General features: G+C 48.0%; 10 protein-coding genes. 4 read left to right on the top strand and 6 right to left on the bottom strand.

The window, feature by feature from the left end:
- Window positions 1-311: 311 nt before the first annotated feature.
- The 3 genes from NDI52_RS22390 to NDI52_RS22380 form a co-directional block, all read right to left on the bottom strand.
- The gene (locus tag NDI52_RS22390; RefSeq protein ID WP_190773190.1) at window positions 312-7,859 is read right to left on the bottom strand and encodes a non-ribosomal peptide synthetase; all 7,548 of its coding nucleotides are present in this window, start codon (window positions 7,857-7,859) and stop codon (window positions 312-314) included.
- A gap of 342 nt (window positions 7,860-8,201) precedes the next feature.
- A complete protein-coding gene (locus tag NDI52_RS22385) occupies window positions 8,202-9,065 on the bottom strand; it encodes a type II CAAX endopeptidase family protein (protein ID WP_190773191.1) in 864 nt (287 codons plus the stop codon).
- A 127-nt stretch (window positions 9,066-9,192) separates the two neighbouring features.
- Entirely contained in the window at window positions 9,193-9,855 is a 663-nt protein-coding gene (locus NDI52_RS22380; protein WP_190773192.1) for a VTT domain-containing protein, read from the bottom strand.
- Window positions 9,856-10,296: 441 nt separating this feature from the next.
- On the opposite strand from NDI52_RS22380, the gene NDI52_RS22375 reads away from it, so the two are divergent.
- On the top strand, window positions 10,297-11,682 hold the full coding sequence (locus tag NDI52_RS22375) for a serine/threonine-protein kinase (RefSeq protein WP_190773193.1): 1,386 nt from the start codon (window positions 10,297-10,299) through the stop codon (window positions 11,680-11,682).
- A gap of 110 nt (window positions 11,683-11,792) precedes the next feature.
- Here NDI52_RS22375 and NDI52_RS22370 read toward each other — a convergent pair whose 3' ends face one another.
- Window positions 11,793-12,011: an NfeD family protein gene (locus NDI52_RS22370; protein ID WP_190773194.1), complete on the bottom strand. Its 219-nt coding sequence runs from the start codon at window positions 12,009-12,011 to the stop codon at window positions 11,793-11,795.
- Window positions 12,012-12,951: 940 nt separating this feature from the next.
- Here NDI52_RS22370 and NDI52_RS22365 point away from each other — a divergent pair.
- Window positions 12,952-13,287, top strand: a complete 336-nt coding sequence (locus NDI52_RS22365; RefSeq protein WP_199308015.1) for a hypothetical protein — start codon at window positions 12,952-12,954, stop codon at window positions 13,285-13,287.
- Between the two features lie 469 nt (window positions 13,288-13,756).
- Here NDI52_RS22365 and NDI52_RS22360 read toward each other — a convergent pair whose 3' ends face one another.
- A complete protein-coding gene (locus tag NDI52_RS22360; RefSeq protein WP_190773195.1) occupies window positions 13,757-15,478 on the bottom strand; it encodes an EAL domain-containing protein in 1,722 nt (573 codons plus the stop codon).
- Between the two features lie 553 nt (window positions 15,479-16,031).
- Here NDI52_RS22360 and NDI52_RS22355 point away from each other — a divergent pair.
- Complete coding sequence (locus NDI52_RS22355) at window positions 16,032-17,957, top strand: 3'-5' exonuclease (RefSeq protein WP_190773196.1); 1,926 nt, start codon at window positions 16,032-16,034, stop codon at window positions 17,955-17,957.
- Between the two features lie 482 nt (window positions 17,958-18,439).
- Window positions 18,440-18,634 carry a hypothetical protein gene (locus NDI52_RS22350; RefSeq protein WP_190773197.1) on the top strand — a complete coding sequence of 65 codons (195 nt, stop codon included), beginning with the start codon at window positions 18,440-18,442 and terminating at the stop codon, window positions 18,632-18,634.
- Between the two features lie 171 nt (window positions 18,635-18,805).
- On the opposite strand, the gene NDI52_RS22345 is transcribed toward NDI52_RS22350, so the two are convergent.
- Window positions 18,806-19,969 carry a calcium-binding protein gene (locus NDI52_RS22345; protein ID WP_190773198.1) on the bottom strand — a complete coding sequence of 388 codons (1,164 nt, stop codon included), beginning with the start codon at window positions 19,967-19,969 and terminating at the stop codon, window positions 18,806-18,808.
- Window positions 19,970-20,483: the final 514 nt, after the last annotated feature.

Genomic DNA, 20,483 nt, shown 5'->3' with positions numbered 1-20,483 from the left:
ACTTGAGCATTAGAAAACCTGAGTTCGGGTTAAGGGCCTTTTCGAGTGCCGCGCAACGCGCGGCACTCGAAAAGGCCCTTAACCCGAACTGAGGTTAGAAAGAGTTATAGGGCACAAAAAAGGGTGGGAATCTCCCCCCCTTTTCTAATCAAAAAATTCCGAGAAAGTTGATTTTTCTGGCATCTGTATGCGCAAAGAAGAAATCTCCTGGGTGAATCGTTTCACAACAATTCACGCCCCTCAAAAGCCGATTCCTGCAGGAGATCTTATCAATTGCCCCAAATGGTTTTTGAGGCAGCCCTAAAAGGGCTTTATTGTAACGCATCAGGAGGTGGTAAAAATCCACTGCGGATGAAATACGAGAAGTAGGTTGTCATCAGTTGATCGTCTAATGGGGGACAGACCAGATTGATGTCTGCCAGGCCTGCCTGGATGTTTTGAGTATCAAAGTGAATGGCATTCGTTTGGAAGTAGATCTCGGGAACCGATAGCGGGTAGCCGGATAGGGGTTCCGTCAGAAACGGCAGGAAAGCATGGAGTGCGTGGTCTGGATGTTGAGCCTGATCGCGAACCGCAGTCAGCCATTGTTCATAGGGAACTGTCTTCAGTGAATAGCCAAATTGCACCATCCACTCGACGAGTTGCGTCCACATGAGCGATCGCGGATTTGAGAAGTTAAAGGCGTCTCCCAGGGATGTTGGTTTTTGGGACAGATGTACGATCGCTCGACTGATGTAATCGACCGGCGCGATGTCCATCGGCATGTTCCAATCTGGGGCTAGGCCCATGTGGATACAGCCTTTGATGAGACTGCGCACGAAATCGGCTCGATTGCAGATCCCCGTTTGACTATGGCCTTCAATCCAGGCAGGACGGTAGATTGCGGCAGGAATCCCTCGCGCTTGAGCCTGATTAATTAACTGCTCTGCGACCCACTTACTCTGGGTGTAGCCGTAGAGCCCCTCCAATCGTTCAGGCTGATCCTGGCTACGAATGCTCTGTCCATGTTCATAGGCGATCGGTGAGAATACTCCTACGGTGGAAACAAAATGAACAGGTTTTGTCCGGGTTTGACCTGCCAGTCTCAAGACTTCTTCAGTGCCCAAAACATTCGCTGCTTTTAGTACAGGGTAGGGATAGATAAAGTTGACTAGCCCGCCATTGTGATAGATGCTGTCGATCGTCGCACTCAATCTTCGGAATGTCTCCTGGGCCAGCCCTAAATACGGCTTGGATAAATCACCTACAACGGGGATGATCCTGTCAGCCTGCTCCGATCGCCATAAAGAATAGTGTTCTAGATTACGCTGTAGCCGTTGCCTCGCTGTTTCCGTGTCGCTGGCCCGCACTAAGCAGTAAACGTTGGCAGAAGTTTGCTGGAGCAACTCATGCAAGAGAAACGCTCCAAAAAAGCCGGATGCTCCTGTGAGTAGAACATTGGCGGGTTGGGCTGTGGGGGCGATCGCCTTTCCATTGGCTCTGATAGCTGCGTCCAGAACAACTTCTGCCCGTAGATCAAGGGGGGAAGGTTGGAGGGTTGTTGGTGTTGGCGCTGTTCTCTCCTCAATCAGGGGTGCCAGTTGCCCGATAGTTGGAGCCAGGAAAAGGTTGACCAGGGAAAACTCAATGTGAAACACACGTTGGATTTGGGCCAGAACTTGAGCTGCCAGGAGAGAGTGACCGCCCAGATCAAAGAAATTGTCGTGAATTCCTACCCGTGTGGCTCCCAAAACCTGTTCCCAAATCATGGCTAACTGTTTTTCAGTGTCGGAGCGGGGTGCTGTGAAATCCCTCAGGTTCAGGGATTCTCGGTGAGGTGCAGGGAGGGCATTGCGATCGACCTTACCATTGGGTGTTTGGGGCAATGACTCCATCAACACGATCGCCGAAGGCAGCATGAATTCCGGTAGTTTTTCCTTGAGATGACTCCGCAACTGTTGCACGATTTGGCTGGTGCTGTGGTTCTGTAAGGGGTTGTTGCTGTAGGAATGCCACGGGCGCACTGGCACCGCAGATGATGGTTTTAGCTGAATGGTGGGGGTGGGCGATCGCTGAAAGACCACATCAAAACAATCCACCTGCTCTGACCACGTAATAGAAACGTGGTAGGCCCATTCCTGCCCTAAACTCCACAGCAATTCCGGGTCAATCCCAGTTGGTTCCCGGTTCACCAAGGCTGCCTTTAGCCCCGCCACGGTTTGAGAAGCCTCCAGGGTAGAGAGCATACTCATCGCTTCGAGATCAGCAGCAATGCGTGCATTCTTCACCTGCGTTAGGGCCAGAACCTCGGGCTGATGGTGCTGCAATGTCTGACGGATAGCCGCTGGAGTCCAACCTGAATCCCAAACATGAGGATTTACGGTCAGAGTATCCTGCTTGGAGCCAACGTGGAGAATGACATCGTAACGGAAACGGGTCATTTCAGTCTGATGCTGACCGTGTTTCAGTTGCAGCTCAACCTGGCTGATGGTAGGAAGATGATCTTGGAGAGCCGTAAAGAAGGACGGGTCGATTAACAACTCAGTCTCCTGAGCAACGTGGTCACGGACCAATTGCTGGACCTGGGCAAGGGGTAATTCGTCTGATGCCTGATACAGTTGAACCGATGTATGGAATGCTTCCAACAACGATAAACAGCGCACATCTCCGACAAAAACAGAACCGCCTGGTTTGACAAGGTTGACTGCTGTTTCTAAAACCCGTACCAGATAGTCAACGTCAGGAAAATATTGAATCACGGAATTGAGCACAACCGTATCCACAGTTCCCGGCTCTATATCTCCAAGGGCATCGGCGCTACGGGTAGCGAGTGTGACATGGGAATATTGTTCTGGGTTGCGCTGCAACTGCTGCTCAACATACTGGATAGCGGCTTCTGAAAGATCAAAGCCAAGATAATCTTGACAATGGGGTGCAATGCGGAATAGCAAAAGTCCGGTACCGCAACCGATTTCTAACACGCGATTGGGCCGCAGGGAAAGAATGCGATCGACAGTGCGATCGACCCATTCCTGCATGGCTTCCATTTCATAGGGTAGCCCGGTATAGCTGCTGGTCCAGATGCCGATGTTGAATGTGGGATCGGCAATATTGCTGCTGGATGTCCGGCTATAAGCTTCGTTGTAGATGGCTTGCCATTGCTGGAGTTGTTCTGCCTGAAGGCTGGCTTGAATGTCTGTTGGGCTGCCCATTCCCTCTGACGTAGACTTCGGCACCACGTAGGCAACCAACCGCTTATCACCGGGCTGATCTTCCCGGGCCACAACAACCGCCTCTCGAATGCTGGAATGCTGGCTAAGAGCTGCTTCGATGTCTCCCAACTCAATCCGAAATCCTCGGATTTTCACCTGGTGATCGACCCGTCCCAGGATTTCCAGGGTGCCGTCCGGTCGATAGCGGCCCAGATCCCCCGTTTTATACAGGCGGGTTGCTGTTCCATCCAGTTGCCCCCAGATAAAGCGCTCAGCGGTCAACTCTGGACGGTTTAAGTAGCCTCGCGCTAACCCGTCTCCGCCGATGAAGACTTCACCTGGTACGCCAATTGGAACTGGGTTAAAGACGTCGTGGGCATGGGAGTTGAGGATATAAATGTGGGTGTTGGCGATCGCCCGTCCCACAACCACAGGCCCATCCCCTGGCTCTACCGGATGAAGCGCCGACCAAATCGTTGTTTCCGTTGGGCCATACATATTCCAGAGAGACTGACATCTTGGGAGTAGTTGGTTTGCTAGTTCTCTGGGTAATGCCTCGCCGCCGCAGAGAAGCTTTAAGCTACGATTTCCCTGCCATCCTCCCGCAAGCAACAACCGCCAGGTTGCAGGGGTTGCCTGCATCACCGTAGCCCCCGATTGCTGAAGCGCTCTGGACAATTGAGTTGCATTGGAGGCAACCTCACGGCTGACCAATACCAGGCGTGCTCCGACAATCAAGGGGAGATATAGTTCCAGAGCGGCGATGTCAAACGAAATTGTCGTCACAGCAAGCAGTGTGTCCTGGGCAGTTAAACCTGGTTGTTGCCGCATGGAGTGCAGAAAATTGGTCAGCGCCCGATGTTCGATCTGCACCCCTTTGGGCTTGCCTGTAGAACCCGAGGTGTAAATGGTGTAGGCCAAATGGTCAGCGGTGACACCGCTATCGAGATTTTCCTGGGGCGCGATCGCAATCTGTTCCCAATGAGTATCCAAACAGACGATCTGGGCCGTATGAGTTGGCAGCTTCTTGACCAGTCCATGCTGGGTCAGCAAAACTGAAATCTCAGAGTCCTCCAGCATAAACGCCAGTCGTGCCTGGGGATAAGCCGGATCGAGAGGCACATAGGCCCCTCCTGCTTTGAGAATGCCGAGCAACCCAATGACCATTTCGAGCGATCGCTCCACACAAATCCCTACCAGGGTTTCTGGTTTCACCCCCAGCGTTTGCAGATAATGCGCCAATCGATTGGATCGCTGGTTCAGTTCCCGGTAGGTGAGCGATCGCCCTTCAAACTCAACAGCGATCGCATTAGGGGTTCGTTCAACCTGCGCCTCAAAGAGTTGATGCATACAGGCTGAAGGAATATCGGCCTGGGTCTGATTCCAGGTGCAGAGTTGCTGCTGTTCGGTGGGAGTGAGCAAGTAGAACTCGGACAGTTTTTGATCCGGGTTCGCCACAATTTTATCCAGCAGAATTTGAAAATGCTCGGCTAAACGGGCGATCGTGTCGGCATGAAATAGGTCTGTACTGTACTCAAAGTAGCCGGTTAAACCCGTTGGAGTTTCCGCTAACTCCAGAAATAGGTCAAACTTGACGGTTTCGTTGTCGATCGCCAGTTGCGTTAAGGCAACACCTGGTATCCCCCAGGCTGAGGTGCGCGTGTTCTGTAAGTTAAACACCACCTGAACCAGTGGGTTTTGATTCAGATCACGGTCGGGCTGGAGCGATCGCACCAGTTGTTCAAAAGGCAAGTCTTGATGGGCATAGGCTTCCAGGGTCGTTTCCCGCACCCGCTGGAGCAATTCCCGAAATGTCGGTTGTCCAGACAAATCGGTTCGCAGCACAATCGTATTGGCAAAAAATCCGATCAGCGCTTCCAGTTCTGGACGGTGGCGGTTGGCGAGGAGGGAACCGATCGCAATATCGTCCTGCCCACTGTAGTGAAACAGTAGAGTTTGAAAGGCCCCTAGCAGGGTCATAAACAGCGTAGCCCCTTCCTGGTGACTCAACTGCTTCAGGCGTTCGCTCACCTGATGAGACAAGCTCAGAAAATGACGAGCACCACGATAGCGCGTCGTCAATGGACGGGCATAATCCGTCGGCAGTTGTAGCATTGGTGGCAAGCCTGCCAATTTTTGTTTCCAATAGGCAAGCTGCTGTTCTCGAATGTCATCTTGCAGCCATTGACGATTCCATACTGCAAAATCTGCATATTGAATCTTCAACGCTGGTAATGCAATAGACGTGTGAAAGACGTAATTTTGGTAAATCGTTGATAATTCGTGGAGCAGGATTGAGAGCGACCAACCATCACAAACAATGTGATGAAGGTTGATGAAAAGAACGTGCTCCGTGTTGCTCATGCTAAATAACGTGGCACGAAGCAACAAATCCTGAGTTAGATCAAAGGGTCGGCGCGATTCCTCTAGAATCAGCCATCCCAGTTCTGTATCTTGTTGGGTGACGGGTAGTGAGGGGGCGATCGCCTGAGGCTCTAAATCAACCACGTTTAGATGGAACGACATCGAGGGACGAATAACCTGAACAGGCTTACCATCCACGATTAAGAAGTTTGTTCGCACCGCTTCATGGCGATCGACAATGGCCTGGAAACTTTGCTCCAGTGCTTGAACATCCAGCGACCCCTCAATTCGAAATGCTTCAGGTACGCTGTAGAACGGATGGCTTGGCATTAACTGGTCAAGTAACCACAATGGCTCTTGCACATAGGCTAGAGGCAAGTCTGTATTCCGTGGCACAGGCTCTAGCTGAAGTGGTGCAGTATCGGAGGACTGCTGCGCAACAATAGTTTCGGCCAGTTGCCGCACGGTTGGAGCATCGAAGAGGCACCGCAACGACAGCTCAACCCCAAATGCATCCCGAATCCGAGACATCACCTGGGTTGCCAATAACGAATGCCCACCCAACTCTAGAAAATCGTCATCAATTCCAATATGCTGTAAACCCAGCACCCCGGCCCAGATCTGCGCGAGTGTCGCTTCTGTCGCGGTGCGAGGTCGTGTGAGACTTTCGACCTCAGGCTGATGTTGTGGAATGGGTAGGTGCAGACGATCCACTTTTCCACTCGGTGTGAGGGGAAACTGATCTAAAACCATCATGCTATGGGGCAGCATGTAGTCAGGAAGCTGTGTTTTGAGAAACTGACGCAACAGCTTTGGCAACCTGGCAATATCATCGTCCGTCAGCTCTGGGGCCACAATGACATAGGCAATTAAACGCTGACGCGAATCATCTTCACGGGCGATCGCCACCGCTTCTTGCACGGCCGGATGTTGTTCTAGAACCGCTTCAATTTCTCCCAATTCAACCCGAAAACCTCGAATCTTAACCTGTTGATCGGCCCGTCCCAGGTATTTCAAATTACCATCGGGCAAATAACAGGCTAAATCTCCTGTTTTATAAAGCCGTTCCGTTGATCGCGTGGTCAGCGGATTGGCAATAAACCGTTGGTGCGTCAGGTCGGGACGATTGAGGTATTCGCGGGCAAGACACAGCCCTCCAATGTAGACTTCTCCCGCCGTTCCCTCGGGTACGGGTTGCAGTTGCGGATCCAGCAAATAAATTTCAGTATTGGCGATCACGCGACCAATGGGCGGCAACAGTTCCCATTCTGACGGTGCCCCCTGCATCGTGTAGGCAGTCACGACATGGGTTTCCGATGGGCCGTAGTGATTATGGAGGGTGCAATCGGGCATTTGGCTAAACCAATGAGCGATCGCCGGAGTAATCCGCAACTGCTCCCCAGCCGTAATGACTTCGCGCAGATGCGTTGGAATAGTACCCGTGTCACAAGCCGCATCTGCCAAGTGTTGTAGCGCAACAAATGGCAGAAATAATCGTGCAATCTGGGCTTGATTCAAGCACTTCAACAACTCCAGTGGGTCACGGCGTCTGATGTCGGAAATCAGTACGAGTGTGCCGCCCGTGGTCAGAGTGGCAAAGATTTCTTGAAACGAAACATCAAAGCTAATCGGGGTAAATTGCAGGGTTTTTGCCCCTGCGGTAATCGATGATTGCTGTTGCCACTGAATCAAGTTAACCAGTGGAGCATGGGGCATGGCAACGGCTTTGGGCCGTCCCGTTGAGCCAGAGGTATAAATCACATAGGCTAAATGCCCTACCTCAACTTCGCTGGTTGGATTGGCCGTGCTGAGCTGAGTGATACTCTGAGCTTCTGTATCCAGACAAATTGTTGAAATCGTGCCCGATGGGAGATGAGGTAGCAGGTGACTTTGCGTCAGCAGTAATGGAGCTTGAGCATTCTCCAGCATGTAGTGCAGCCGCTCGACTGGATAGCTCGGATCGAGCGGCAGGTAGGCTCCTCCTGCCTTCAGAATCGCTAATACGCTGATCACCAGATCAAACGATCGATCAACGCAGAGACCTACTGGGGTATCGGGTTTAACCCCGTGGGATTGCAAAAAATGTGCTAGTTGATTGGCGCGATCGTTAAGGGCTTGGTAGGTTAAAAACTCACCCTGACAATCGGAGGCAATTTCTTTATAGGCTTCGAGTGCGATCGCCTCTGGGCACTGACTAACCTGAGCTTCAAATAGGTGATGAATGAGAGAAATATCGGAATTAGACGCATAATACTCATTCATGGGCATAGGCAAGCCCACAGCAGCAGAAGCCCCTTTCATCATGTATGTACCTGTAAAATTAAGCTAGCCGCATTGCAACAGGTTAGAAAAATCTGTGCTGATTATGGCCTAAATCGCAAAAAAGTATTTAAGTAATTTTCCGGATAGTCTAACGAGATTTCAGTAATTCCCTGGATAAGATTAGAATATTTGATTAATGACCTGAATGGCTTTGAAAATCTGTGTGGAAGCCGAAAACCTAATTTAGGAGGGGTGTATACGTACACACTTTTCTCAAATTAGGTTTTCAGATAGACTCCAAGTAATAGCTAGGGCGGTTCTCGAGAAAATAGAATACGTTGATATTAAAGCTGCATGGCATATTAATGACTGGGATTGCAGAACTTACACTGATTCAAAGTTTCGAGGTACTCCTTTGAAAACTATTGCACAAAAGATTACAGCTTGAATCAGCAAGAAGAAAAAATCTGCTCTTGGATCAATGGCCCCTACAAAAGTAAAAACAGCAGGAGACGGAAGGGCTGAATCTGATGTATTTGCGACTAAAAAAACAAATAAGTTATTAATACAATGAACACCTAATGCTAACTCCAAACCACTGTCTTTAAGAGTTATAAAAGCGAAGAAAACTCCATAGGCAAAATAGGTAAGAGCACTCCATATGAATCCGCGTTGCATTTCCGGATTACTAAAGTGAGGTAGCGCAAATATAAAACTTGTTATCAAGATTAAGATAAACTTGTTCCTGGTAATCAAGCTTAGTCCCTGCATTATATACCCTCTAAAGAGAAACTCTTCGACTGAGGTTTGAATGGGCATAAGAAATAGTGCGAGAGGTAGGAGTAGAGACCATTGACCTACATCAAATGTATAAATATAGCCTTCTGGATGCAGAATTACATCTAAAAAAGTAAGAATCAAGAGTTGAAGACCCCATATACTAAGTCCTAAAAATAATCGTCCAGTGTCGATAGATGAATTCGGATTAACTAACGAATAGAATTTTCGTTGATGAAGCCATTTGACTGCAAGAATTAAAATTGCAAGTAAAAAAATAAAAGGGATGGAGGTGGAAACAAAGAAGTTTATGTAAGAAGAATCCAAATTTAAAGATAAGACAGAGTGAAAGAAAATAGCAATGTAGCCGCTTAGAAACCACCAATATAAAATAATAGTTAGGATGACGAAAGAATAGAGCCACCACTGATTCTTGCCCTGATAAACTGAATCTAGAAAATTTTTACTCATCTTGGTTTTGCTGACTGGGTGCACGTTACTGATGCGGTTAGCTGGCAAGATTCAGAATATTTACGCTCTCTAGCGCCCATGAAGGGCCAGGAGCCTCAGAACACAGAGAAGTTTCGACCCGGTAAAATTACTCGTCCTCACGTTGTTGCTCCAAAGCTCGACGGCGCTTGAGCCATCCTGTAATGATTGCCAACACGAAGGTGCCCAGAAGGGCTACACCTAATAGCACTCGCCCACCTTCAAAGAGGCCAGCGCCAAGGGCAACGAGCGGTGGTTTCGCAACCACAATACTTAAGCTCAAAGCAGTCATGAAACTGCGCCATGACATTTGGGTTAATCCAACGGCATAGCACACAAAATCAAACACCCCTGTCATTAATACCCCGGTAAATAGGAAAAAATTACCTTCCAGGTAGGTGTGGCTTAGATGGTCTATTTTACCTATGAAGCGTTGACCTACCAGGGTTTCTACAAGTTCCCTGCCATAGCGTTTTGCAATGAAGAAATTGACAGTGCAGGCGATTAAATCTGCGATCGCAATCACAATTAATCCATTGACGAAACCAAATAGAGTTCCTGCCAAAATCGAATAGGCAGTTCCGGGCAGAGCTGGGATTACAATGCTGGTCAATCGCAACAGTAACACAACCAGTGGTGCCCAAATACCGAATTGATTAACATTGGCTCGAATTTGTTCGATACCCACCTGATTGACAAACCAGACAACGAGGACAGCACCAATCACCAGCACACTAAATTCAAGAATTCTGATTCCTGTTCTTTTCTTCATAGCTTAGATGCCTAAAGGATCAGTTTAGTCTCTATGGTATTACAGACCCCTCGCAGTTATTAGAAGAAATAACGTTCATGATTGCCAGAGGCGAGCTTAATCCGCCAATTACGAGGCCTCTCACCATCAATTCAATAGAACAGAACGGAATTGCATAGACTAGTAGGCTACGGCCTAAGTTCGTTGCCTATTTTTTGTGGTGGGGTGCGAAGCACCCCACCACAAAAAATAGGTTATACACTTCTGCCCCAGCCTACTAGACAATTACAATTTTGGAACGTTGCTCCCTGTGAGTATCACTATCGTGTAATCTCAAACAACGGAACTTTTATCCGAAATGCCGACTTTAACAGTCGTGGCGGGTAGTGTAATTTAAACCCACTGCGGTAGTTTCTATAGAGTGGGCAGAGCCACTTCAACCTATCAGCACTTCGATCGCCCATGCTACAACCTGGACAAATTCTACAGAATCGTTACCAACTGGATCGTTCTTTGGGGAAGGCAGTAGGGCGGCAAACTTGGCTGGCGCAGGACATATCTCTGCAACCACCGGAACCCGTTGTCGTTAAACTACTATCGCTTGGAGACGGCATGCAGTGGGAGGATTTGAAACTGTTTGAGCGGGAAACTTTGGTGCTCAAACAGCTCAATCATCCCCAGATCCCCAAATATCGTGATTCTTTTACGATCGAAGATCGGCTTTTCTGGTTCGGGTTGGTTCAGGATTATTTGCCTGGGGAGTCTCTTAAGCAACTATTGCAGCAGGGAAAACACTTTAGTGAGAATCAGGTTCGCCAGATAGCAACCAGTTTGTTAAAGCTTTTGATTTATCTTCATGAGCTTAGCCCACCTGTCCTGCATCGGGACATCAAACCCAGTAATGTGATATTGGGGGAGGATAAGCGCGTCTATCTGGTTGATTTTGGTGCAGTGCAGAACCGGGCAGCGGCGGAAGGCGCTACCTTGACTGTTGTTGGTACCTATGGATACGCACCGATAGAACAATTTGGTGGACGGGCCGTTCCTGCCTCTGACCTGTATGGGTTGGGCGCGACGCTGATTCATTTAGTGACCGGGGTATCTCCGGCTGAGTTGCCGCAGAAGGATCTGCGGATTCAGTTTGGCGATCGCACTAGCCTGAATCCTACTTTTGAGCAATGGATCAGCCGCCTGGCGGAACCAGATGTAGACAATCGCTTCCCATCCGCAAGGGAGGCTTTGGCTGCTATGCAGGATCAACCCCCTAAGCCTGTGTACCGAGTTCAATCACCCCCGTTGCCTCCTCCTGCTCCCTTGCAGGAAATTATCGAAACACGATCCTTTACTGCTCCCACTGGAGCTAACATCACCGTCCAACAAAGTCCCGAAAACTTGTCAATAACAATTCCTGGTCCCAACCGCTGGCAATTGTTATTGCTCATCCCCATTGGGGTTGCGCTGACAATCTTAGGAGCCATGTTCAGTCCCGTGTTGCCTTATCTCATGGCCTCTTTTTCTGTTGTCTTCTTTGTGATACTGATCGTTGTGCTGCTTGTCGTAATGATCTACTGGGAATTCTTGCCTACTTTTGCCGAATTCAACCAGCAAGAATATTGCATTTACAAGCGTCCATTTGGCTGGCTAATTTCTATCGATATCGGTGAAACCCGTGCTATTAGAGATGTTTTTCAGACCGTAAAGACCTTTGGTAGTGGCAAAAACCGTTATGAAGCTAGAGTGGTTGTCCTGCAAGTAGGACGGACAGAAGTATTTCTGGGTAAGGGCTTAAGCGAAGAGAATTGTTACTGGTTAGCGGAAGTTCTACACCGGTGGTTGAGGCTCAATTAATCCTTTGCTGGACAATTGGTTAAATAACCATCATCAGGAGTGGTGCATGATGCCAGACAAAACTATAGTTGATGCAATTGTTGGAGTAAGAGAAATAACGTCATGAATGCTCAGAACTCGGACTTGACTAGCAGCGTAATGCCTCGGATGCCCATCACCAACACGGGAGAACCGACAGCGATTGTGCGTGCATCTGAGGGATAAAGTTCAGCCGGCCAGGAAGAGGCGATCGCTTTTACCCGTCCTGTCTGGTGAATGGACACCTCCGCTTCTAGAATGCCAGGGACAGGGTGTTGAAACAGTTCTACTTTATCGGGGCTAATCCACATAACGTACCTCCAGAAAGCTTATGGGGGAATATGGCTGAGGCACTTATTACCTTTACCGTTACTTACGCCTGACGCATGAGGAGGGTATGCGGTTTCCACTTATTTAGAAAGCTATGGAGGATATTGTCAGGCTACTCTCCCCGACAATCCTTTAAAGGAACGTTATTATGCAAGCGATCGTACGTTTCCAACACGGCTTACTGACAAGCGTTCATGGGGCATACCTGCATATCTATCGGTTTGGGAAGAGGTACATAAGCATTTGCCTCTCTCAAAACCGATAAATGTGTTCTCTACGCTGACAGCAATTTTTCAAGGATTTTACCAACAGTTTATCTTTCGGAGTTTTAATATCTACTAAGTAATCAAGCCCCAGTACGGGAACTCCTGCAAGCTGATTTACTAAACGTGCCAAAAAAATTCGAGGAACAGACCTCAGCAGTTTCCACTGCAATGATGCCTTATCCACCTACGCTAGTAGTACGGGTGGTGCTTTAGAAGGGCGATCGCTCATTGTCATATTCCGCTGGATGGCCTGAGCTAGGGCCTGCTTTGAAACTGTCTGAGAAGATTATTTTTCGTACACTAAGCGCACGAAAAAGTAACCCTTAAGCGAACCCTAGCATTCCTGTTCCAATGGCTACGGTTGCACCGGCAACTGAAAGTTCAAAAAGATAGAGGGAGCGAGCGCTACAAGCGTTTAGCAAGCTTGAGCTTGCCCACTCTGGCAATGGCGAGTTGCGATACAAATACCCGGCTTGGCTCAGGATGAATCAAACTTAAGGAGAATTTGTCTATTTCAAAAGTTAACAGTTATGCTAAATGGCTCATTACCAAAGTATCAAAACTGCTTAAGTGATTAGTTAATCTAACGTCCGATATAGGGCTGTCATTTGGAACGCTACTACCATGATTTTCAGTTGCATTTTAGGTAGAACAGATGACATCTCAAGTGAACACTGATCAAGTAAAACGCGAGCTAGAGGACACCAAGGCACAGCAACGTACATGGATTGATCATACCTTCCGGGATAGTGAGGGTAACCTTGTAATTGCTCAAGTACCCAATCTGCCGATTCTAGTTGGATTAACAGCAGCTTTGCTTCAATTTGTACTTCCGAGTGGAAACATCCAAACAACGTTTGGCTTAATAGGGTATGGTGCATTGTTCACTTGGGCATGGCAGGAACTCTTTGCTGGAGTCAACTACTTCCGGCGATCGCTCGGCTTGTTCAGCCTCGTGGGTCTGATTGTGCTGGGGCTCAAGCTCATCTAGATAACAGTTGTGTTCCAAACGTATGGTTGATTGCTGTGAAAGGGGTGATGAGTGCTTCTTCTATAGCAACCAACCATACGTCTATCACATGAATCCGCTTTGATTCCTGATGGCCAAACAGACGCTACCATCTGCATCGATGACTGGAATACCACGTACATTCATATAGGGATATTCACCCTCATGCTGCCGAATGCGAGTTTCAGCCTCATAAGGAGTACGTGTATTGAGTGCTTCACAAAACGAGCTGATCAATTCTGTAATAATCATGTGTTGGATACTTGGCGAACGCACGATAACCTCAGTGGGTCATGGTTCAACTGCGTGGATGGGATGTGGTGAAAGGGGCACGAAGTGCCCCTTTCACCACATCCCATCCACATCTCTAGAACGCTATCATCTCAGTATGAAAATGAAGCGAAAAAGATCAACTGTGGCAGCAATGGCGAACGATGGAGTGCATCAACCTTCACTGAAAGTTTGTTTTCACTAAAAAGCTTGTTTCCAGCAGAAAGTTGGTTTTCAGCAGTTGGGTAATGGTCTCTGCTGGTGCAGGGCGGCTGAAATAAAATCCCTGGCCTTCGTGACAGCCCTGCATCCGCAAGTAATTAAGTTGCTCCTGGGTTTCTAAGCCTTCTGCTGTAATTTTTAACTGGAGGCTCTTACCTAATGCAATGATAGCGTTCGTTACTGCAATGCTATCAGGGTTAAACGGCACATCTTGCACAAAAGATCGATCGATCTTGAGCATATCTACCGGAAATTGCTTCAAGTAGTTCAACGAAGAATACCCCGTTCCAAAATCATCCAGTGCTAGGAATACTCCTAATTCTCGTAGTTGTTCTAGAGTCTCAATTGATTGCTTAATATCAACCATTAATGAACTCTCGGTTACTTCTAATTCCAGATAACATGGCTGTAAGCCAGTTTCTACCAGAATTTGCTTAATTTGCTCTACTAGGTTGGGTTGTTCAAATTGTCGAGCCGACAAATTAACAGATATTCGAAGGGGCGGAAATCCTGCCAGTTGCCAGGCCCGATTTTGAGCACAAGCTGTTCGCAAAACCCATTCTCCCAGAGAGACGATTAACCCGCTAGACTCAGCAATCGGGATAAACTTAGTTGGCGAAACCAGACCAAGTGTAGGATGCTTCCAGCGCAATAGCGCTTCGGTTGCTGTGATTTCTCCGGTTTGTAAGTTGACTAACGGCTGGTAATGAACTTCCATTTCGTTGCGCTCAAGCGCTCCATGTAATTCATTTTCTAACGTCAATCTTTCTTGCAGCTGAGCAGTAATCTCAGGTGAATAAAACTGGTACTGGCTACGTCCTCGTTGTTTTGCAGTATGAAGGGCAGCTTGAGCTTGTTGCAAAAGTTGAGCGATGCCATTGCGATCCTCAAAATGATTGATTGTTATCCCAATGCTACTAGTGACGTGAATCAGGCTGTTCTCTATTAAAAAGGGCTTTGCTAGTGTACTCAACAGTAACTGAGATTGTTTAATCACACTTTCTAGGGAAGAAATCTCGGTCAGAGCAATTGCAAATTCATCTCCATCTAGCTTCGCAAAGCTGTTGGTTTGGGGAAGACAGGTGATTAAGCGCTGAGCGATCGCCCTCAATAGCAACTTTGTGGTCTCACGCTGCCTTGTGTGGCTAATGCCCACAAAATCGTCAATCCCCAGTACAAGAACGGCTGTAAGACCTGAGTGATTTTGAACTTGAGACATCTGGTAGAGGCGATCGCAAAATAGGTCACGATTAGCCAGTCCTGTCAAATCGTCGTAGCTGCTGATGTAATGAATTAATTCATCAAGTCGATAGAGCGTATGGGACGTATTTGCCATTAACAGACCTGCTTCATCAACAAAGTGTGTTGGTAGTTCAGGTAATTTTTTAGTATCCAGATAGTTCTGCAATGCGGCAGATGTCAGTAATACGGGATTTAGGAGATGACGTAGAGCATAAAGGGTGGCGGCTGTACCTATTAATGTTGCCACTAAGGCAGTGACCAGTACTCGTATCGCCATTTCCCAGGAGTAGGCACTTGAGATGACAAAACTTAGAAGTAGAGCCAGAAGTGGGACATGAGTACCCAGAAAAGCAACTAGCATAATTTTGGCTATGTAGCTTTTTCTCAGCAATCTGAAACGATCCAGGAAGGAGTATAAGTGCAGCATGTAAGCGAGCATTCCAGATTCTAAATCAGGTGAAGAGGTCTTAAATGGGTTATCCGGTAACGGTTTTGTGGGAGAGTACTTTTGCCTAATAACCCAGAAAAAATGTCCTTTAGGACAATAAGCATAGAAGAAGAATACTCTGATGCTATATAACGGCTACTCTCTGTGTCATCAACATTTAGCTTAGATTTCTCATAAAATTACTGAATTTAGAAACCTTATAAAGTAATACAGCGCTTTGCGCTTGAATCAGCCACGGTTGTTCCAAATGGATTTTTATTAGAACGTTCTGAGCTGCGCTCAACGGCAGCTTTATCTCGGCTTTACTTGATCAATACTCTAGGCAGTTTTTCTGAAACCCTTGACTTTGCGTACGCGAAGCATAGGCAAAGCAAGGGTTTCAGAAAAACTGCTCGAACAATGTCTACGATGGCTGTGCAAGCCTGCTTTTAACGGTACCAATATAGTTATCCCTACACCTGGAACCCCTAGCATAACTAAAATTACTGCATTCCTCTAAAATTTGGGCATTCTAGAGCCAGGTATATTCAACTACCTGATGTCTATGGCAACCCTCATCCCTAGCTTCTCTACTTGCTCCCAGCGTATGACACCGGGAGAACGTCGCCTTGCCCAACGGCTAGAAAGTAAGCTGGAGGATGATTACCTGCTCTGGTACAACGTACCGATAGGCCGCAAACGCCTTCACCCTGATTTCATCCTGCTCCACCCACTCCGAGGCATTATCGTTTTGGAGGTGAAGGATTGGAAACTCAGTACAATTCGGAGCATCGACCCGGATAATGCCATCCTCATAACACCCAATGGCGGTAAGGCGGATCGCAATCCCCTACGGCAGGCGCGGGAGTATATGATGGCGATCGCCAATCTCCTCGAAAAAGATTCGCTGCTCATCCAGAGCACCGGCCCCTATGCCGGTAAACTTGCCTTCCCCTACAGCTACGGCCTGGTGCTGACTAACATCACCCGTAAGCAATTTGACACTGCTGACCTGGGAGCTATCCTCCAGCCCAACCTCGTCATCTGCCAGGATGAAATGTATGAAGATGTAGACCCGATGGAATTTCAGCAGCGGCTCTGGAACCTTTGCACCTATAACTTTGGTGAGTTGCTGACAACAGCCCAGATCGATCGTGTTCGCTGGCACCTCTTCCCGGAAGTGCGTATTGGAGAACAGCTTTCCCTTTTCCCGGATGACATCTCAGAGGAGGGGATCGCCATCCCTGACCTGATTCGGGTGATGGACATGCAGCAGGAGCAGTTAGCTCGCAGTCTGGGAGAAGGGCATCGGGTGATTCATGGGGTTGCGGGTTCTGGTAAAACCCTTATCTTGGTGTACCGCTGCCTAAAGCTGGCTGCTGAGCTGAATAAGCCCGTCCTGGTGCTGTGCTTTAATAAATCCCTTGCGGCACGGCTGCGGCACCTACTGAATGAGAAGGGGATAGGCGATCGCCAGGTTCATATCCGCCACTTCCACGGCTGGTGTATGGAGATGTTGCGCCAGCATGCTGTTCCTCAACCGAGCAGCAACCAGTTTCAGGGGACGGCCTATGTGGAGGAGTTAGTACAGCGAGTCATCCAGGCGGTTGAAGCTGGAACTATCCCCGCTGGCACCTATGGAGCTGTTCTCATCGATGAGGGGCACGACTTCCAACCCCATTGGCTGAAACTGGTGGGGCAGATGGTGGACCCCAGTACCAATGCTCTGCTGTTGCTTTATGATGATGCCCAGCATATCTACGGCAACCAAAAAAAGCGAAAGTTCAGCTTTAAGAGCGTTGGTATTCAAGCTCAGGGGCGCACTACGATCCTCAAAGTGAATTACCGCAACACAGAAGAAATCCTTTCTGTTGCCTATACCTTCGCCAAAGAGTACCTGTCCCCAAATGCATCCCAAACAAACCTGGATGAATCTGCTTTGGGAACAACTGGAGATAGTGAAGATTCTCCGTTGCTGGTGCTGCCTGAAAGTGCCGGGCGACGAGGGCCACAACCCCAGCTCATCAAGTTACCCAGCTTTAATGCAGAAGTCGAGCACCTGATAAACCGTGCCCGGCAACTCCACGAGAAGGGGATTGCCTGGAGTGATATGGCAGTGGTGTACCGCAGTCAGTGGATGGCCCAGAAGGTGTGCGATCGCCTTCAGAAAGCCAATGTCCCGGTGGAATGGATCAACCAGGCTGGTAAGCAAGGCTATCACCCTAGCCAACCCAGCATTAAGCTTGTGACGATGCACTCCTCAAAGGGGTTGGAATTCCCGGTAGTCTTTATTCCTGGTTTAGGGTTCCTGCCGAATACCCATAGCACCCCAGAAGAGGAGGCCCGGCTGCTTTATGTGGCGATGACACGGGCGATTGATCAGTTGGTGATGTCGGGAGATCGCTCCTCAATGTTTATGAAGCGGCTGGATGCCGTCATTGGTTCGACAGACAGAAGTAAGCTACCTGTAGAGCTTGAAACAACGGACTAAAGAGATGGTTATCCCTTCCGAAATTTGAGACTGAATTGTAGAACGTTAGGGCTATAACTCACCCTGCCACGCCACAGACGAAACCAGAAAGCTCAGCATGCTTACAAAACTTTTCGTTAAAATTACTGCTTTTTTGGAATCTTGGGCATTCTAAATCTAGGTGGATTTAACGATGTACTTTCTGTGGCGACCCTGATCTTTCCTTTTTCCCATGCTATGCCTTCAATGAGTCCCTTAAACGGGTACACAGACCCCAGTGGGAACAATTGGAAGCAACAACGATTAATCGCTTTGAAGCTCACATCTTTGATAACCCACACCATGAAGCGTGATGTGCGGTTTGTAGGAACATGGGCGCTCGGCTTTGCCGCTCCGTTAGGAATCGCCCTGTCAACAATATCGTGTCACTTCCGCTGAAACGGCCCAGCCGAACACCCTCAGCATTTGTAAAACAGTTAAAACCCCAATTGGTGCAACCAACCATGAACTTAGAATATTTCTCTCAGCGTGCCTTGAACCTCATGTATTCCGGTGCTCTTTACCGAGAGCGGTTGATCGAGGTGTATTGCACACTCAAAGGCTACGAAGCAGGTGAAATCTCCGACAGAGTGATGCAGTACGCCCTGGATCGCTACGACCCTGAGTTAGAAAAACTTTTTCCCTTCCCCCTATCCTAGTGGAACTCGCTGCCAGCCAGGGTATCAGCACCATTTGGAAGCATGGCCGCAAGTTTATCAGAAGGAGGGTGATCGCCCTCTCCATTCTTTAGCGATCGCCCTTCTTAAGTTCTTCGCAGGGTTGTTTTTTCGTGCGCGAAGCGCACGAAAAAACAACTTCTAAAATAAACCCTAACCTACGACTAAGAAGTCCTTATTCGTCAGCGATAAGCCAGCTGATACTTTAGCAATCTGAATTTGAGACGCTCCTCCAATGCCGTCAGCATCGAAGTACACCGCTCCAGTGGATTTGTTGTAGATAAAGCGATCGCTACTATCTTGAGCTCTTGATCCAAGCCGAAATTGACCGGTTGTAATGTATCCTGCTGCTAATCCAGAACCGAAGCCAGTTCGATCAATACAGAAATTGTCATCCACAACGCTAAAATCCTTAATCGTGTCAATTCCTTGCTGCGGAGCAACGAAGAGAAATCCATCTTGCCCTGATCCACCTGTTATGATGTCATCTCCTCCGAGACCTGCTAAATAGTCGTTCCCGCCGCCGCCAGAGATGGAGTTGTTGGCAGCGTTACCGTGGATAGTATTATTTAGGCCGTTACCCGTTCCGTTAATAGCATCAGTGCCATCCAGGGCTAGGGACTCGACATTTGCTGACAAGGTAAAGCTGACGATGGAGCGCACACCATCATTTCCCCCAGAAGCAGACTCAAAGACGGTGGTGGTTGCATTCTGGATATAGTAAACGTCGTTGCCGCTCCCTCCAATCAATTGGTTACTACCCGACTCCCCATTAATGTGATCGTCACCGTTGTCACCCCGAAGAACGTCATTGCCATCACCGCCCCGGAGCACATCATTGCCATCGCCACCCGAGAGAAGGTTGTCGGCGGCGTTACCCCAGATCTCATTATCTAAACCATTGCCCGTGCCGTTGGCAGCATTGCCCTCCAAAGCTAAGTTGTCGACACCGAAGGTCAACGTATAGCTGATGCTAGAACGTACAAGATCAACCCCCTCATTAAGTTCCTCAATAACGCTGTCACCTACATGATTGACATAGTAAATGTCGTTGCCGGTACCACCCTGCATGATCTCGCTACCATCACCCAACATCGTGTCATTACCGTTGCCACCATAGATAGACTGAGAAAAGAGACCATCACTAGCGCCAGCATGAAGCCAATCGTTACCATCGTCACCAGAGAGTATATCGTTACCACCGCCACCATAAATTATGTCATCTCCTCCTAGTCCCCTAATGACATCGTTCTCAGCATAACCATTGATATCGCCGTAGAGAGTATTTGAGTTGTCATTTCCAGTAATGTTAGCCATTTTGATTTTTCCTACAATAATTGCGGTTTGAGTTGGAAAAAAAGAGCAAATATCAAGTGCGCAATCGTTAAGACGAATGACTTCGTACATAGCGCAAACACAAAACACTTGATGAAATACAAGACACTTCAAAAGTAGAAGTTACATTCATCAATGAATAAAGAATTGATTGAATGTGTTATCGCCTTTGATATTTAGACTGTAATTCTTTATCGATTCAAAGCCCTTCACCCGACTGCATGAGGGATACAAAGGGTATGAACTTCTATCTATATAGCTTTTGCCAATAAGCCATTTCGATATCGAATAATGGATGAATCGTCAATAGATAGAAGTTCATATGTTGTGTAACCGAAATGTTATAAAAAGCTTGCTAAGAGTAAAGTAGCTTGATGGAATTGACTAGTACTCGGCGGCATAAATAAGCCTATGGTTTAGAACGCCAGTAACTTACCCTTGAATGTCCATTGAAAGGGCTTTGCCATCGTTTGGTTGAAGTAGTCAATAAAGGAAA

The sequence above is a fragment of the Leptolyngbya sp. PL-A3 genome, from assembly GCF_039962325.1.
GTDB lineage: Bacteria > Cyanobacteriota > Cyanobacteriia > Elainellales > Elainellaceae > Vacuolonema.
The sequence above is the reverse complement of the archived record's forward strand: the minus strand, read 5'-3'. Positions and strand labels throughout refer to the sequence as shown.

Bases quoted from the DNA above. Each gene is read 5' to 3' on its own strand.
- NDI52_RS22390 (WP_190773190.1), bottom strand. From the start codon at position 7,859: ATGATGAAAGGGGCTTCTGCTGCTGTGGGCTTGCCTATGCCCATGAAT.
- NDI52_RS22385 (WP_190773191.1), bottom strand. From the start codon at position 9,065: ATGAGTAAAAATTTTCTAGATTCAGTTTATCAGGGCAAGAATCAGTGG.
- NDI52_RS22380 (WP_190773192.1), bottom strand. From the start codon at position 9,855: ATGAAGAAAAGAACAGGAATCAGAATTCTTGAATTTAGTGTGCTGGTG.
- NDI52_RS22375 (WP_190773193.1), top strand. From the start codon at position 10,297: ATGCTACAACCTGGACAAATTCTACAGAATCGTTACCAACTGGATCGT.
- NDI52_RS22370 (WP_190773194.1), bottom strand. From the start codon at position 12,011: ATGTGGATTAGCCCCGATAAAGTAGAACTGTTTCAACACCCTGTCCCT.
- NDI52_RS22365 (WP_199308015.1), top strand. From the start codon at position 12,952: ATGACATCTCAAGTGAACACTGATCAAGTAAAACGCGAGCTAGAGGAC.
- NDI52_RS22360 (WP_190773195.1), bottom strand. From the start codon at position 15,478: ATGCTCGCTTACATGCTGCACTTATACTCCTTCCTGGATCGTTTCAGA.
- NDI52_RS22355 (WP_190773196.1), top strand. From the start codon at position 16,032: ATGGCAACCCTCATCCCTAGCTTCTCTACTTGCTCCCAGCGTATGACA.
- NDI52_RS22350 (WP_190773197.1), top strand. From the start codon at position 18,440: ATGAACTTAGAATATTTCTCTCAGCGTGCCTTGAACCTCATGTATTCC.
- NDI52_RS22345 (WP_190773198.1), bottom strand. From the start codon at position 19,969: ATGGCTAACATTACTGGAAATGACAACTCAAATACTCTCTACGGCGAT.